Genomic DNA, 16,599 nt, shown 5'->3' with positions numbered 1-16,599 from the left:
AACATAAAACAGTTGTCTGTTTTTTTTTGATAAATTTTACACAAATTTCAGGCTGAAAAATCTGTGATATGCGCTGTTGCTTTGAATTTAAGCTTATTAGGATTTTTCGGCCTGAGGTAATCAAAAACGGAGGTAAAAAATATGGTTAGTGTAAAGAGATTTATGACAGTTTTTCAAGCTTTTGCTTGCCTAATGCTGCTCTCTTCCGCCGCACTTTGTGCAATATCCAATCCTGATTTGGATATCGTGATAAAGGAGTGTGAGGGCTCATATGAAAGTAAAGTGGCGTGCAACAGAACTTTAGGGGACGGTACCACTCAAACAGGTTCCGGGTGGTGTAAGTGCTCCGGCGGGAAGTTATCTGGCGGATGTAATTTGCCTGCGGCCACATATACAGAAAAACGAGTTAATCTAAAAGGAGAAGAATGCAGGACATGTACCGTGCCGGCAGTAACAAAAGGGTGCGGGGGGATTTCTCAGATTGTGGATGAAACACCCACCTGCGGGGATTGGCGTTTTTGCGTAGGGGATATTGTAATAGACCCGGAAGAACCGATAGTGAAAGAGTGCACATCCGGGTAAGTTCAGTATAAGCCTAAAGGTCATAGTAAGTACTCATGTATAAATGCTCAGCTTCCAACATGTAACGAGAAAAATGTCGGCCACTATTATGAGATATGGGTAAACGAATACAGTGATGTTGTTAATGGCGCTAATCCTTGCAATGGCGAAACAAGGAGCTACTGCAAAGAAATATTATGTACGCAATAAGTATTAACGGAAATGCTTGGCAATAATAATTTACCGGGATAAAACCCGGCTCTCAACTAACCGCCCCGCTTTGGCTTAGGCTAAAGCGGGGTTTTAAATTTAAAATCTGCCCGGGCCGGTTAAAAACTTGTTGACTTTTATTTTTTTATGCTATAATAAATTATGTTAGGTAAGGCTAACTTTATAAATAATGCAGTAAAAATTCGGAGGTTGTAATGAAAGTTAAAGCAGTATTGCCGGTATTGTTGTTGGTTTTATCCATGACGGTATATTCCAAAGATATGGCGGGCTTATATCAGGGCGCGTCTTCCGCATTGAAGAACGGCGGCGCGGCCGGTGAAAATTTTTTGGGAAGTGAGTTAGCCTCAACTAACTTTATGAAAGCGTTGGAAAATCTCTATTTTGAATCTTCTTACGCCAATTCGCAGGAATACGCAAGCGCGTCTTCCGCAAGCCATGATGAACTTAACGATAAAATAGTGAGGGAGCTGCGTTCGGTGGATTTTGATAAAACAATAGCTTCCGTAAAACCCGATACCAAAGTAACCCCTTTGCCCAGGAATTTATGCGGCGGCAAATTGGCCGGCATCAGGACGCGCAAATGGTTTTACAGCTCCCGCAAAGCCGAGGAAGAAGTCAAAGCAAAAAGAAGCGTTTTACGCGAAATAAAAAAAGATTTTCAGAACTTTGAAAGAGAGTTCCGCAAATTAAACAGGGATCTTAAAAACAAGTTTTATGTTTATATAAGCCAAGCTGTGAAAGGGATTAAGAACGGCAATTACAAATCAGCCAAGAGCACCACTGATTATATAAACAGATATATTATAAAGAAGTAAGATTTTATCCTTATAAGTTCCTCAGTAGGCGGAGAGTAAGCCCTCCGCCTCTTTTTTTGCTCTGATTAAATGATTACAGCCTTCCGCTTTCGGCGATGATGGCTTTTATCTTCCCGTTTAATTCGCGGGAAGCCGAAAGCTCTTCAATGCTGTGATTCATGCGGTATCGCCAATAGTGCTTAGGATTGGCGGGGATATTTATCCTTTCGCCTTCAATATCCGCGGAGCGTAAATTTTTATCCATGCTCAGCCAGTCTTGATATGACAATATGCACAGCATAGAGGGCGAAGCCAAATGGCGTTTTATTACTTCCTCGCAAATCTCGGCGGAAACCTCTTTAGGGGCGGAGCCTTTTTTGCACAACGTATCATTGTAAAAAGCTTGGGTTTGTTTTGCGTCTTCCAGCCACCAGCCGCGCAAAGTGGACATATCATGCGTCGATATGGTGCATACCGACAGATACGGATATTTAGACGTATCCCCAAAACGCTGAAGCGGACTTTTGGGCATACGCTGCACTTCCAAACTTAATATTTGCAAAGCGTCCATAACTTCCGGCACGCAGGCGGGTATCATACCCAAATCTTCCGCGCAGGCCAGCATTCTTGTAGAAGAAACCAGCGCGGGCAGTTTTGCCATAGCCTGCCTCTTCCAAAACTCATTATGGCGATGATAAAAGTAATGATTGTACAGATTTGTGTAAGCCCGCTTTTGTCCTTCGTCCAAAGCTTTAAACGCGTCGGAAGAGAGGGCGGAAATCCTTGGGTGATAAAGCCCTGCGTTATTTTTATCGGATACAAACAGCACATTGCTTATAAGGCTGTAAAGCCCTTCTTTTAAAACCAAGCTATCTTTATCTTTCCGCCCGGCGAAACTGGCTTCAACTTTGCGCTGGGTGTCAAATTCCGTGCGCATGGCGTAAAAGCCTTCGCCCAAAGAAGTTAAAAATTTCTCTTTAACGTACGGGGCTTTATCCCCGAACAATTCTTTAAGTAAAGCTTCGTCTATGCGCGGCTTTAGATATTCCTGCCTGAAGTTAAATCCAAACCGGGCCGTTTCGCGCGCGTCCATAGGGAGTGCGGGGGAAAACTGCCCCAAAAGCCCGTGTACGGAATTAAGCGGTATTTCCCATATTCTGAAAAATCCTAAAACGTGATCTATGCGGTAAGCGTCAAAATACTCCGCCATTTTTTTAAAGCGTTTTTTCCACCAGGAATAGCCGTCTTTTGCCATGGCTTCCCAGTTGTAAGTGGGGAAGCCCCAATTTTGCCCGTTGACGGAAAAATCGTCCGGCGGCGCGCCGGCTTGGCTGTCCAAATTAAAATAGTGCGGCTCCGTCCAGGCTTCCACGCTGTCGCGGGAAATCCCTATCGGTATATCACCTTTTATTATTACGCCTTTGCTTCTTGCGTAAGAAGCGGCGTCAAGCAGCTGGCGGTGCAGGTTGTACTGGGTATAATAGTATAACGATATTTCCCTGTAAGCTTTGCTTTTGGGGGAAGTAAGTTCCGCTATTTCCGCTTTGTCGTAAACTTTATATTGCGGCCATTTGCGGAAATCGGGCGTATTAAACTTGTTTCTCAAATATCGGAAAGCCGCGTAAGGCCTCAGCCAGCTTTTGTTCGCTTCAAAGAATTTTTGATATTCTTCCGTATTAAATACGTTTCTGTGCTGTTCTTCAAAAGCCATTTTTATATAGGCCCGTTTTAAGAGGTTTACTTCCTCGTAGTTTACTTCCTTTAGCGCGTTTAGACGTTTCTGTTCTTGCGCGAACCAGTCTTCCTTGCCTTTATCCGAAAGCGGCCCCAAGGCTTTCAAATCCATATACATGGGGTGAAAAGCGTAAATGGAAATGCTGTTATACGGGTAAGAATCCGTACATGTGCCGGTTATGGTGGTGTCGTTAATCGGCAGTATTTGTATAATTTTATGCCCGCAGGCGGCGGCCCAGTCGGCAAGTTTTTTTAAGTCGCCGAAGTCGCCCGCGCCGAAGCTGCTTTCGCTCTTTAAAGAAAATACCGGCAAGACTATGCCTGCCGCACGCGGCGAGGGAATTTCAAAAGAAGGATAAAAATCGCTTTTTACCAAAACTTCTTTATGTTTTACGTCCAAATTAAGCAAATTGTTGCGCCCCTGCTGCCAAAGGATGTTTTCTTCCGAAGCGGCTATAAACTTAAATTCCAAAGTGCGGGGCAGTTCCGCCGCGTTTAGAGCTATTGTCCATTCGTTAAGGGCGGTTTTCATCATAGGCAGAGCGCGCGATATGTGCCACTCTCCCAAGTTTTTATCCGCACCGCAAAGCTTAAGGGTTTGGTTCTCTTTAAGCTGTGGCGCATAGGCTTTTAAAATCAGGGTTTTATCATATACCGCTGTTTTTGCCGCCGCGCCGCTTTCCTTGGAAAAAGCGGAAGAATAAAGCGGACAGAAGGGCGGGGTATCGCGCCAGGCGTCTTTTAGGTTTAAGGTATAATCCTGCGGCAGTGCGGAAGAGTTTATTTTGCGCGGCGGAAAGGGATATTCCCTGCGTTTTTCGAGGCCGTTTTCGTATACGGCGTAATAATAAACGGGTTCTTCCGTAAAAGCCGGTATTTGGGCGGAAGCGGAGCAGTTTCCGCACCCGTCGGATTTTAGAGTGAGCGAGATCGGCTCTTTCGTTTTTATGACTGCTTTGAGCTCTTCATGAGGAGCTGTAAAATAATTTAAGGAAAATTTAATTTGCATATAAGGAACCTCTGTTAAAGTTCAACTTTATTATAACAAAACTTTCCGTAAGCGGGCAGGTGTTCAGTTGATGGGAGGTCCGTCTTCGCCCCTGCGGGCGAAAAGAGCGGCTGTTATAAGCAGTATAAAAAACGCCAATACGGTTTGAAGCGTGTTAAAAAGCCCCGCCTGCTTAAGCAGAAAGGCTATTATCAGGATGAATACGCTTTCCGTAAAAGCCGCGCCGGCGGCGAAAAATCCCAACGTTTTGCCGCGGGTTTCTTCCGGCGCGCGGGAAAGTATTATGGTTATGACCATTGCGCTGAAAGCCCCGAACGGAAGCCCGCAAAGCCCCGTCGCGCCTATTACCAGTATTTTGGGCAGATTATACATCAGCACCAGCACGGAAAGCGCATAAGCGGAATAATTTACCACGGAAAGCGTAAAGAATTTAAATTTCTTGCCCGCCGCCGCATAGTAAACCGCGCCTATGAACGCGCCCAGGCCGAATGCGGCTTCCAGCGCGCCCAAAAACAGCGAACCGTGTTTAAACGCGTGTACGTAAGCCGGCAGGATGAGAAGCTCCCACGACTGCCCCAGTATAAACAGAGGCAAGGTAATTAATATCACTTTAAGCAGGAATTTATCATGCGTAAGGTTTTTCCAAGCCATGGCGTAAGTGGTGGAATTGGCTTTTACGCGCGGCTTTCTGGAATTAAAAATTTTAATCGCCATGCAAACTATCGCAAAACATAAAACGGCGGCCAGCGTCCAAGCTTGAAAAACTCCGTAAAACGCTATTACCGCCCCGCCCAAAATCGGCCCGCCTACGGCCATTATGCCGTCGAGCGCTTCCCTTATGCCGGTTACACGGTGCAGCGGCATTCCGGCAAGGCGGGAGTAAGTCGGCATCAAAGCCTGGCGGGACATTTGCCCAGGTTCGTCAAAAAAGCCGGAAAGAAAGATGATACTTGAAATTAACCAAGGTTTGGCATAATCTGTAATTATAAGCAGAGGAATCAAAGTTATAAGAACAAGCTGGGCGGATTCGCATACGAGCATGGTTTTTGAGCGGCCTATTTTATCTATTACCGCGCCGCCCCATAATGAGGAAAACACGCTCGGCGCGATTGAAGCGAAGCCGGCTATGCCCAGCCAAATGACGGAATCGGTGCTGACCAATATATACCAAGGCAGCAAAATTTGAAACAGCTGATTGACGAGAGAGGATAAAGCCTCCGTCGTCAGTATAAGTTTAACAGGTTTGCTGTTGTATTTGTTAATGTCCCGGTCCGCTGTCATAAGGTAACTAAATTATATAAAATGATTTCATAGCGGAGGGGTAGAAATGTCAGATTATAAAGATTATTACAAAATTTTGGGCGTCGGCAAGAACGCGAGCGAAGCCGACATCAAAAAAGCTTTTAAAACTCAGGCCCGCAAATATCATCCGGATATGCACCCGGAAAACAAAAAGGCCGAAATGACCGAAAAGTTTAAAGACGTAAACGAAGCTTACGAAGTCCTTTCGGATAAACAGAAAAGAGCCATTTACGATCAAGTAGGCAGCGGCGGCTATCAAAACTATGCTCGCGGCGGAGGGGCTTCTTCCGCAACGGGCCGCGGCAGTTCTTCTTACGGCGCGGGCGGAACAGGCGGCGCAAGATATTATCAGTCTTCCGGCGCAAATCCTTTCGGCGGCGGCGTACATTTTAACGGAACGGGCGGTTTTGACGCATCCGATTTCAGCGATTTCTTCCAGCAGATTTTCGGCGGAATGGGCGGATTCGGTTCAAGGAGCGGCAGGGGCGGACGTGCGGCAAATCCTTTCGCCGGTTTTGCCGGCGCGGGGGCGGACGTGGAAAACTCCGGCGACAGCGAAGCCAATTTGTCGCTTTCTCTTTCCGAGGCTTACCGCGGCGGGCTTGTAAACCTTACTTTGCCCAACGGCAGAAACGCTCAGGTTAAATTCCCCGCTAAAATATCCGACGGCGCGAAAATAAAACTCAAAGGTTTAGGCAACCCCGGCCCGAGGGGCGCCGGCGATTTGTATGTAAATGTAAAGATAACTCCTAACAGCCATTTCCGTTTGGACGGCAAGGATATACATCAAGTCGTGGATATTATGCCATGGACGGCGGCTTTGGGCGGGAGTATTACGGCCAAAATGCCGGACGGCTCCGCAGTGAAAATAAAAGTTCCCGCAGGTTCGCACAGCGGGCGCAAACTTAAACTGAGCGGGCGCGGTTTGGGCAAGACCGGCGATATGTATGTTGAACTTATTATAAATAATCCGAATGTCCTGACGGACAGGCAAAAGGAGTTGTTTAGTTTGCTTAGGGAAACGGAGTAGGATTTGGGGCCGGGGTATCCCGGCCCCGATTTTTTACTCGGGTTAATTTGGGTTCTTGCCTTTTTAACTCGGGCTATGTTACGTGCTCTCAGCTAGCAAACTTTAATATTTAGGTAAATTTTGTTTTTTTGTTCACTTGGATACTGCGCGCCCTCCGGGCGCATCATGCTTAGTATACCGCGTTCATAAGAAAAACAAAATTTTCACTAAATATTAAAGTTCACGCCGGTTATATATTCGCACGGTTTTAACTCGGTCTAAGTTGCATTCTCACGGCTAACAGGCTTCCGTATTTGGTTGCCTTTGCGTTTTTTACTCGTTCGGATACCTCGCTCACTTTGTTCGCATAGCGGCAAGTATACCTCAATCAGAATAAAACTTAAATTTCCCTCAAATCTGAAAAATCACGCCGCTGACATTCTCTCACGCTGAAATCTTTTTTACTCTTTCAACCTTGCTAACTTATTTCTACCTCTTATAATTATTTCTCTTCTCTTAAAAATTTATTCTTTATAATCCAACATATAAATTTATCCGGTCGCAAAATGCTTCCATAACTTTTTTATTGATTAATGTAGGTCGGGCTTTGCCTGACAAAGGAAAATCCCTTTTTAACGTCAGGCGTAGCCTGACCTGCGTTTACCTTTTTTCTCGTCATGTTTATCGGGGAAGATTAACTTTTAAACGCGGTTTTTATATAATTATTCATATAACTAAGGAAAGATTTATGCTCCCTGCGGTTTTCACTTGGCGTGAAAACTTTTTATAGGCCTTAAGTCCCAGGTTAAAATAGGTCTGAAATCCGCTTGTTAGCCCGCTCAAAAATAGATAAAATTAGTATATAAGAAATTTGTAAATCTTAGTAAAAGGATACCGAGATGCTTATAAATTCCGTTATAAATACGAGTATAGGAGGGGCCAAAGCTTCCTTAAGCTTGGCTCGCTTTAAGCGTTCGGTATTCGGCATACATTCCCGTCCCGGGAGTGTTGCCGGCGGCCGCAGGGAATGCTGCCTCAATATAAGTGCAAAATCAGATTTTGGAAAAGGTGTCTAAAAAATTTTTAGACGCCTTTTTTTATGTCCTGAGCGTATAAAGAAAAGTTAAAAGTAAAACGCAGGGGCGTATGAAAATTAAAACGGTGCTTAATTAAATGAAAAGAAAATTATCTTCCATAGGCGTAAAAATTATTTCCGCGGTATTGTCTTTCGTCATTCTTTTTGAATGCAACGCCGCGGCCTTTACGGGTATCGGCGGCGCGGATTTTTCCGCTTTGCCTTCTTTTGAAGGTTCGTTTAATCTCTTTAACGCGGAAGAGGGCGCGTTTAGTTCCGCCTTGGAAGATCTCTATTTAAAGGGAAATGAGGGCAATATCTATGAAGCCGCGCTTAACGGAGAAACATCCGCGGCTTTGCGTAAGCTTGCAAACGGCGGACACAAAACCAAAGTCGCGGCTTTGTCAAGAGAGGGTAAAGAAAAGTACGGGCTTCTTGCGCCGATGTACGTTAAAATTAAAGGTTATAAATCAACGAATGCGCTTGAGGCCGATTTGGGCGCGTATTTGGCCGCTCAGCTTTCGCCCAGAACCGTAATGCCTTATAAAGAATATGAAAAGCTTTATAATGCCGAAGTCAAAAAAGCCGCAAAGGAATACGCCAAATTAAGCGGCGGGAAGACGGTTGCTCCTTTCCGTACGCCGGAAGATGCTGTAATCAGCGAAATTCATTCCATTTATCCGCTTAAAAACGCATACGCCGATTATAAAAAGGACGCCGCCGGGGAAATAGCGTGGCGCAAAGCCAATAGCCAAAAAGTAAATGACGCGGCGTATAAAGTCGCTAGAAAATATATAGAGGCTATAGGCGCGGCCAATCTTTCCGTGCCGACTTTTTCTTATCTCGTAAATTTAAAATTAAACGGCAAACCGGTTTTGACGACGCAAGACCGCCTTGCCGTATATAATTACGCCGTTACCCGTTTGGAAAAACAGAACCTTAACGCTTTGCAGCTTGGCTTGACCAGCGGGAAAAGCGATAAAAAGGTGGCCGCGAATCTGCTTCAGGATATAATAGACGCGATGGTGCTGGGCGGATATGTAGTCGGCAAAGACAACGGCAGATATTCCAAAGCCGTGGAAAGGGTGATATACGCCGGCGAAAACGGAATGGGTTCGGCCAATATACTGGCGGCGGGTTTTTCCTCTCTGCTGGCGGTCAAAGATTACGCCGCGCTTAAAAGGATTTTAAACCGTTATACCGTTAAAGAAAACTCTTCGGCCTCTTTCGGGGAATATATAAGCCTCACTTATTATGCCGGCAAAGCCAAAACCGCCGGCGGAAGATTTTTGGGCCGCGCTTCCGTAAATACCCAGTACAGCACACGCTATATTTACGCAAACACTTTTATGGATTTGGCCAAGCTATTGGCGGAAGACGGAAGCCAAGCTTCTCTTGCTTTGCTTAAAGAATACGGCGTCAATAAGGGTTTTGAAGGCATAAGGCCCTTTTTGGCCGGCGCGCTTTTAAGCGGCAAATCCGGCGCGGACGCGGCGACGGCGCAGTCTTACGCTTTGAAACTGGCCAATTTGACTTTGGGCGATATACCCGCAACCCAGGAATACGATTTGGACAGAGCCCTTTTGGCTAAATATCCCGGTATAAAAAACAGCCTTAATTCCGGCGCGGTAATCAGCAAAGCTCAATATAATGCAAGGCTTGCCCGCAACAAAAATTTAAGATATTTGGACAGAGCCGCTTTTTCCTTGGACATACTGCTTATGATATGGGGCACTGTCGGCTTGGCAAAGCTCGGCGGAAAAGCTTTAAGCTTAAGCCGTTCAACCTATACCGCTATAAGGGCCGGCAGAATAGCCGATAACGCCAAACGCATAGCTTATATAAAAGCCAATTACGCCAAATTAGGCGGTTATATATCGGCTCGCAACAGTATGTTAAGGCTCGGCAGCCGCATAAAATCGGGCGGATTAAGAATAAAAGCTTTATTTACCGGCAAGCCCGCTCCCGCGGCGAAGCCTACTCCTAGGGATATAAAACTGCAAAATTGGGCGGACAGACGTCAGCTGGCAAGGCTTAACGAAAGCCGCGTCAGAACCCAGGCAAAAGTACAGAATTCTTCCAAACCTACTCCCAGGCAGAAAGCGCGCGCGGATTTGGCTGCGGCTCAATACGAAGCTAAAAAAGCCCAAATGGATTTAGTGACAAAAGCGCGTCTTTACGGCGCGGGCGCGGAAGCTAAAAACGCATCTTATTTAGCCAAAGTAAAAGAATATAATACGGCTGCGGAACTTTATAATTCCAAACTGGCTTTGCTTTCAAGATATCAGTCCGAAGGGGCTTCGGCTTCCGTAATAGAAGCCTTGCAGGCGGAAGTAAACGCCTTGGCCGAAACTTTAAAGACTCCTCCAGCTTTGCCGGCTTTCACCGCGGGGGAAACTTCTTTATTGGAAGCAAATACCCTTTTTAACTCTTCAGTTTCATCTTTAAGGCAGGCTCAGTCCGCTTATAAAGCGACAGGCTGGTGGAACAGAAATATTTTACAGCCTTGGAAGAATTTGGGCTCCTCCGGCGACGGTACATTAGGCCTTTGGCGCCTTGAAACCGAACCCGGCATAACCATAGCCGAAGCTTTGGGCGACACCAGGCCGTATAACCCGGATTATACGTCGGGATTAAGGCTGTTCTCCCATAATCCCGATTATGTCAGCCCGGTATCAAAATTTTATACTTTCCTTGAAAATCACAGGCTTACGCCCGTATCCAAAACGTTAAAATTCATAAATAACAGGGCTACGATATTGGGCACGTCATTGCTGTTTAACTATAACGTAGCCACGGTAACGCCCGAAGCCTTAAACGCCGGCAGATTTTTAACAACCGGGACGGAACTTGTCGTAAATACCGGCAACGGCGCAAAATTGGCCGGCGCGGTTGATTTCGGCCGCTCCGCAAGCCTGCCGTTAAGGCCTTTTGCTTCCTCCGGGTTAAAACCGGTAAGCGTGATAGATCCTAAAATATTCCAGTTTTACGGAACCGTCCCCTTGCCGGGCGGCGATCTGGTAAGCAATCTCAGCGTCAAGGGGCTTTTGAGCAATGTCTATAAAATCGGCTTTGCGGCTGGCGCGGGCGTCGCCTTCCCTTTAATGCTCGGGAAAGATTTATATAAAATTTTAGACAACAAAATTATGGGCGTCGCGCCCGTGCAAACGCGCAGATACGCCAGTCCCTATAATTTGGGCGCTTTCAACCTTTACGGTGCCGACGGACAAAGCTTTTTGGCTCAAAAAGGCGCGCAAAACGGCGGATTTGCTTTATTTACTCCCCGCGAATGGAATGATTTTAAAGCTAAGTTCGGAAATAATTACGTATACGAAATACCCGCCGAACCGCATTTCTATTCCGGCGTGCGTTCCTATAAAACGCCGTTATCCTCTTTAGCTTCGCGCAGGGTAGAGTTTTCTTTCGACGAAAACGGCAATGTGGCTTCGGAAGATGAAGTTCTTGCGGCTTCGGCCACGCTGCCTTACGCCGAAGATATGCAGGACAGAAGCTTCACCATGAGCGTAGCCACCCCGGAAGGCGGCGAAGTTCTGCCCGTAAAACTTACCTTTAGTAAAGATTTTGACGCAAAAGGCTATACAAATGTGGTTTTCTTCAACAATGTGGCCGAACTCAGAGAATACGGCAAGAAGCCAAGGGTAATGTCCAACTTCTATTTAAGATTAAAAACCGAACATAAGAGCCTTTTAAAATTCGCCAATCAGCTTAAAGCTTTGGGCGAAAGCATAACCCTTAAAATTTGGCAATACGGCATAGAGCCTGATAAAACCGCCACCGTGCCTTTATACTACGGCGACGGAGCCGAAAAACTGCCGATAAAAGTTATTACCGACGCCAGATTTGTGCAAGACGGACGCAAACTTGTTTTGACGCCTTCCGGAGCGATAGGCGTTTTATCGCCCAAAGGCGGAATGCCGGATATTATAACTTCTTCCGTGGTAGTAAGAATACCTAAAAACCAAAGAGGCGTTCTGCTTAAAGTGCTGGCTTCTTCAAAAGACGTAATGCCGATAGAAGTTATGCCCAGCTATGACAAAGCGACGGTAATCATCAAACAAGGTTTCTATATTAACCCGAGCCTCGGCAAAACTTTGGGCCCGGTCCTGCCGGAATCATTGGGCGTCAGCGAAGCTTTCGCCACGAACCTGATGTACATAGTAAACTATCTGCCGGGCATTTTATCTCCGCTTTTGAACCCGCTGGTAAAGAAATACGGCGAAGTCGCCATGTTTAAAGTTTCAATAGGCATATCAATGCTGGCGGCGATACTGCCTTCCGTATTCGGCTTTTACGGCTATGCTTCCACCATGGAGCCTACCATGCTTAGGACGATTTCTTTGGGATTGGCCCTGTTTGCTTTGGCTTTCTCAATCAATATAAGAAACGTAATCGGCAATTCCCTTATAAACATGAACAGGGGGGGGATGCCGATATCCAAGGATAAGAAAAAGGAAGATAAAAACCTTGCCGAATCGGTAAAAATTACAACCGATATTTTGGCGGAAAAGTTTAAAAACCTTTTCTCCTCGGGAAGTGATTTTTCGATGCAGGATATTTTGTACTATAACCGCAGCTTCATAAATAAGAATTTGGGCACGATGGCTTTCCTTATAGCGCCCTCCGTGCTGAACTATGCGGGCAAGCCTTTCGGCTTTGATTTTAACTTCGGCTGGGACGTGTCTTTGCCTTTGTACGCCGCTTATAGCGCGTATGCGGGATACAAAGTCCAGAAAACCAACTTGAGGGACAATATAATAATAGACCATATTAAAAATGACGTCTATCAAATGGAAGATATTTCCGCCGAAGGCGCAGGCGCAAAAACGGCCGCGGAAGCAAAAGAAAAGAACCTTTGGAACGATATTAAAGAGGTGTTTAACATAATGCTTCATAAAGAAGGCGTTATGGGGATAGTTTCGGGTATGTCTTTGGCTACGGCGCATGAACTTTCCGTCAGCAGCGCGTTTTCCTCAACGCTTTATCAAATCGTCCCGGACGGCGACATGGCCACGATTATGGTTATAGGCGTTCTCTACGGATCTTTGATGCTCGGAAGGCTTCTTGGCAATATCACTACGACCAGGATGTCTTCGGGCACTTCCTACTTTGCATACTCCTTGCTTTCCGGCTTGGGTACTGCGGCCATAATGGGCGGCATTATGGCTGATTCGCCCTATACGATAATCGCCGGCGGTGTAATAGCCAGCATAGGTATAGGAAATTACTTCTCGCAGATGTTCGCTTATATCATAAGAAAGCACCCGGAACTTCAAAGCCAGCTTTCGCAGGCGTTAAGCTTTACCATGCCGCTGGCCGTAGGGCTTTCAATGCCGATAACTTACCTTAACGACTGGACCGGCCTTCCTTACGCCCGCGTAATGGCTTCTTTGGCTATGCTCGTGGCCAGCATGGTCTGCACCAAAGGAATGCTTGATAATTCCACGCTCTACAAATATGTAGTTCAGGAATTTAAAGAAGCTTCCGATTATGTAGTCGGCCTTTATAAAAATAAAATTAAAGGCGGCGATAAAGACGATGGTCAAAATCCTTCTTCCTCGGAAGGGGAAAATCCGGCAAAATAAATTAAGCAAATAACATTTACGGCGGGGAACTTAAAAGTTCCCCGTTGTTTTTTGCGTTTTTCGGCTTATTCTTAAATAGGACGGGAAAATGCTTTACAACCCACCATAGAAATGTTAGATTTGTGGTGTAGGTGCAGTCATTTCATCTTTTAACGGAGGTTGTGATGTTGCTTACGGTCTTTTCTTTCATTGTCTTCACATTAGTCGTATACGGCATTTCTTATTACAAAACCAGAAATGTAAACACCCATACCGAAACGGGCTATTTTCTTGCAGGGCGCGGGCTTACGGGATGGGTAATAGCTGCTTCGCTGATGCTTACCAATCTTTCCACCGAACAGATGGTAGGCCTTAACGGACAGGGCTATACCGATAATATGTCCGTAATGGGCTGGGAAGTGGGCGCCTCGCTGGCTTTGATAGTGGTGGCGTTTTTCTTTCTGCCCCGTTACCTTAAAAAGGGATACGCCACGATACCGGATTTTATCGGCGAGAGGTACGATACCGTTACCAAGCAGGTGGTAAACTGGTTTTTCCTCTTTGGGTACGTATTGATATTCGTACCGATAGTTTTATATTCCGGCGCGATAGGCCTAAGCGGCATTTTCGATTTGGAAGGCACCTTCGGCATAACCAAAATGCAGGGTATTTACGTGGTGGTATGGTCTATAGGCATACTCGGCATAATTTACACTTTAAGCGGCGGCCTTAAAATTATGGCCATAGCCGATACGATAAACGGTATAGGCCTTTTAATAGGCGGTTTGATGATACCGATTTTCGGCCTTATGTATATCGGCGGCGGCAACCCCGTTGAAGGCTTTAGCGTATTGGTGGAAGCCGTGCCGGAAAAATTTAACGCCATAGGTTCAAGTTCCGACCCGGTGCCTTTTGCCACAATGTTTACGGGTATGTTCCTTGTAAACTTGTTCTATTGGGGCACAAACCAAACCATTATTCAAAGAGCTTTGGCCGCCAAGGACCTTAAAGAAGGACAAAAGGGTATTTTGTATGCGGCGATATTAAAACTTTTCGGGCCTTTGTTCCTTATTTTGCCGGGCATTATAGCTTTTAAAATATTCGGTCCCGGGCTGGAAATGAGCGATTTCGCCTATCCTATGCTCGTAAAAGCAGTATTGCCGTGGTTCTTGGTGGGATTCTTTGCCGCGGTGCTTTTCGGCGCGATATTAAGCTCTTTCAACGCCGGTCTTAATTCTACTTCCACCTTGTTTACTCTTAATATTTACAAAGAATACATCAACCCTAAAGCAAGCCAGGACGAACTTGTAAAAAAAGGCAAGCTCGCCGCCGCGGTGCTGGCGATATTTTCAATGATAGTCGCGCCGATGATAGCCAATGCTCCCAACGGCTTGTTTGACTATCTGCAAACCGTAAACGGCTTTTACAATGTGCCTATATTGACTTTAATGCTTATCGGCATGCTTAACAAAAAAGCCCCGGCGATTTCCGCCAAGATTACTCTTGCCATATTCATCTTGGTTTACGGCACCACTCAGCTTACGGCTATGTCCGGCGGTTTTAAAGCTTTTATGGCGGGCGGCATGGCCGATCCCGCGGCTTTAAAAGGCGTGGCGGCTTTCTTCTACAACAATCTGCCGGCTTGGTTTGTACAGCCTTTGTTCTCGTTCTCAAGCATACATTATCTGCATATCTTGGCGATATTGTTTGTGATATGCTCCCTGTTTATGATTGCCATGGGGCATTTCTATCCTTCCAAAAACGAGTACGAAGACGCCTTGGACAGACACATCGTCGATACTACGCCTTGGCGCAAGGCCGTGCCGGTCAGCATAGCGATATTCTGCTGCGTAGTCGGGCTGTATATTTTGTTCTCAAAACTCGGCATAGCGGCTTAATTTTTAAACGGGGCCTTGCTTTAAGCGGGGCCCCGTCTTAACAAAGGGGTGTTTATGGATATCAACGAACTTAAAACCAAATTTAAAAAGATTTTCGGGCGCGACGGCGCGGCCGTTTTTTTTGCGCCGGGCAGAGCCAATCTGATAGGGGAGCATACCGACTATAACGGCGGATACGTATTCCCGTGCGCGCTGACTTTCGGCACTTATTTGATAGCTTCCAAAAGGCATGATTCAAAAGTAAATTTTTATTCCGTAAACTTTGAAAACGAAGGCGTGATATCGGCCGATTTAAACGATATTAAAAAAGAAAACCGCTGGGCCGATTACCCTAAAGGCGTTCTTGAAACTTTTAAACAAGCCGGCCATATAATAAATACCGGGTTTGACGCTTTATACTTCGGCGACGTTCCCAACGGGGCGGGGCTTTCTTCTTCGGCTTCGATAGAAGTCGTAACCGCCGTAATGATAAACGATTTTTATAACTTCGGCTGCAGCCTTATAGAGCTTGCCAAAATAGGCCAAAAGGCGGAAAATAATTTTGTCGGAATGAATTGCGGTATTATGGATCAGTTCGCTTCCGCTATGGGCAAAAAAGACAATGCCATTCTTTTGGATTGCAACACCCTTGAATATTCTTACTGCCCGATAGCTTTAAACGGTATTTCAATACTTATAGCCAATACGAATTATAATCACAAGCTTACCGGCAGTCAGTACAATACAAGGCGCAGCCAGTGCGAGGAAGCTTTAAAACTTGTACAAAGCCGGTTTAAAGTAAATTATCTTTGCCAGCTGAAACCTTCCGATTTGCCTAAAGCGGAAGATTTGGTTAAGGACGAAACGCTTATTAAACGTATGCGCCACGCCGTAACTGAAAACGCCCGCACGCTTGAGGCCGTCGCCCTGCTTAAAAAGGGGGATATAGAAGGCTTTGGCAAACTTATGGACGCTTCCCACACTTCCCTTAAAAACGATTATGAAGTTACCGGCCCGGCTTTGGACGCCATGGCGCAGGCCTTGCAGGGGTGCGATGGCGTATTGGGCGCAAGAATGATGGGCGGCGGCTTCGGCGGATGCTGCATAGCTTTGGTCAAAAACGAATTTTTGGAAGAAGTCCAGCAAAAAGCCGGCAGGGAATATGAAGCGGCTTTAAAAATCAAACCGGCGTTTTATATCGCTCAGATAGGGGCCGGCGCAAGGAAATTATAATTTGTAAGAGGTTCTACATGAAGAATATTTTAGTTGTCGGCGGGGCCGGTTATATAGGCAGCCACGCCGTTAAAATGCTTAAGGAAAAGGGCTATAACGCGGTTGTTTACGATAATCTTTCCAAAGGGCACAGGCAGGCCGTGCGCGGTATGGAGTTCGTAAAAGGCGACTTGGGCGACAAAAAAAAGCTTG

9 protein-coding genes are annotated in these 16,599 nt (G+C 45.9%); 7 read left to right on the top strand and 2 right to left on the bottom strand.

Features of this window, described 5'->3' with window-relative positions:
• The first annotated feature begins 162 nt into the window (after positions 1-162).
• Both ACQY26_RS01940 and ACQY26_RS01935 read left to right on the top strand, forming a co-directional pair.
• Positions 163-582, top strand: coding sequence for a hypothetical protein (locus ACQY26_RS01940; RefSeq protein WP_428047394.1), 420 nt, complete (start codon positions 163-165; stop codon positions 580-582).
• A gap of 404 nt (positions 583-986) precedes the next feature.
• A complete protein-coding gene (locus ACQY26_RS01935) occupies positions 987-1,607 on the top strand; it encodes a hypothetical protein (RefSeq protein WP_428047393.1) in 621 nt (206 codons plus the stop codon).
• A 73-nt stretch (positions 1,608-1,680) separates the two neighbouring features.
• On the opposite strand, the gene ACQY26_RS01930 is transcribed toward ACQY26_RS01935, so the two are convergent.
• Entirely contained in the window at positions 1,681-4,329 is a 2,649-nt protein-coding gene (locus ACQY26_RS01930; protein ID WP_428047392.1) for a 4-alpha-glucanotransferase, read from the bottom strand.
• Between the two features lie 63 nt (positions 4,330-4,392).
• Positions 4,393-5,610, bottom strand: a complete 1,218-nt coding sequence (locus ACQY26_RS01925) for an MFS transporter (protein ID WP_428047391.1) — start codon at positions 5,608-5,610, stop codon at positions 4,393-4,395.
• 46 nt (positions 5,611-5,656) lie between these two features.
• Here ACQY26_RS01925 and ACQY26_RS01920 point away from each other — a divergent pair, with 46 nt between their 5' ends.
• The 5 genes from ACQY26_RS01920 to ACQY26_RS01900 form a co-directional block, all read left to right on the top strand.
• Positions 5,657-6,661, top strand: a complete 1,005-nt coding sequence (locus ACQY26_RS01920) for a DnaJ C-terminal domain-containing protein (protein WP_428047390.1) — start codon at positions 5,657-5,659, stop codon at positions 6,659-6,661.
• Positions 6,662-7,813: 1,152 nt separating this feature from the next.
• Positions 7,814-13,318: a hypothetical protein gene (locus tag ACQY26_RS01915; RefSeq protein ID WP_428047389.1), complete on the top strand. Its 5,505-nt coding sequence runs from the start codon at positions 7,814-7,816 to the stop codon at positions 13,316-13,318.
• Between the two features lie 164 nt (positions 13,319-13,482).
• Positions 13,483-15,195: a solute:sodium symporter family transporter gene (locus tag ACQY26_RS01910; RefSeq protein WP_428047388.1), complete on the top strand. Its 1,713-nt coding sequence runs from the start codon at positions 13,483-13,485 to the stop codon at positions 15,193-15,195.
• A 54-nt stretch (positions 15,196-15,249) separates the two neighbouring features.
• Complete coding sequence (locus ACQY26_RS01905; protein WP_428047387.1) at positions 15,250-16,407, top strand: galactokinase; 1,158 nt, start codon at positions 15,250-15,252, stop codon at positions 16,405-16,407.
• A 17-nt stretch (positions 16,408-16,424) separates the two neighbouring features.
• Positions 16,425-16,599: NAD-dependent epimerase/dehydratase family protein (locus ACQY26_RS01900; RefSeq protein WP_428047395.1), on the top strand; the 175-nt coding region annotated here is incomplete at its 3' end.

This window comes from Candidatus Proelusimicrobium excrementi, assembly GCF_937881865.1.
Taxonomy (GTDB): Bacteria; Elusimicrobiota; Elusimicrobia; order Elusimicrobiales; family Elusimicrobiaceae; genus Proelusimicrobium; species Proelusimicrobium excrementi.
The sequence above is the reverse complement of the archived record's forward strand: the minus strand, read 5'-3'. Positions and strand labels throughout refer to the sequence as shown.

Coding starts and splice junctions, on each gene's coding strand:
- ACQY26_RS01940 (WP_428047394.1), top strand. CDS start 163: ATGACAGTTTTTCAAGCTTTTGCTTGCCTAATGCTGCTCTCTTCCGCC.
- ACQY26_RS01935 (WP_428047393.1), top strand. CDS start 987: ATGAAAGTTAAAGCAGTATTGCCGGTATTGTTGTTGGTTTTATCCATG.
- ACQY26_RS01930 (WP_428047392.1), bottom strand. CDS start 4,329: ATGCAAATTAAATTTTCCTTAAATTATTTTACAGCTCCTCATGAAGAG.
- ACQY26_RS01925 (WP_428047391.1), bottom strand. CDS start 5,610: ATGACAGCGGACCGGGACATTAACAAATACAACAGCAAACCTGTTAAA.
- ACQY26_RS01920 (WP_428047390.1), top strand. CDS start 5,657: ATGTCAGATTATAAAGATTATTACAAAATTTTGGGCGTCGGCAAGAAC.
- ACQY26_RS01915 (WP_428047389.1), top strand. CDS start 7,814: ATGAAAAGAAAATTATCTTCCATAGGCGTAAAAATTATTTCCGCGGTA.
- ACQY26_RS01910 (WP_428047388.1), top strand. CDS start 13,483: ATGTTGCTTACGGTCTTTTCTTTCATTGTCTTCACATTAGTCGTATAC.
- ACQY26_RS01905 (WP_428047387.1), top strand. CDS start 15,250: ATGGATATCAACGAACTTAAAACCAAATTTAAAAAGATTTTCGGGCGC.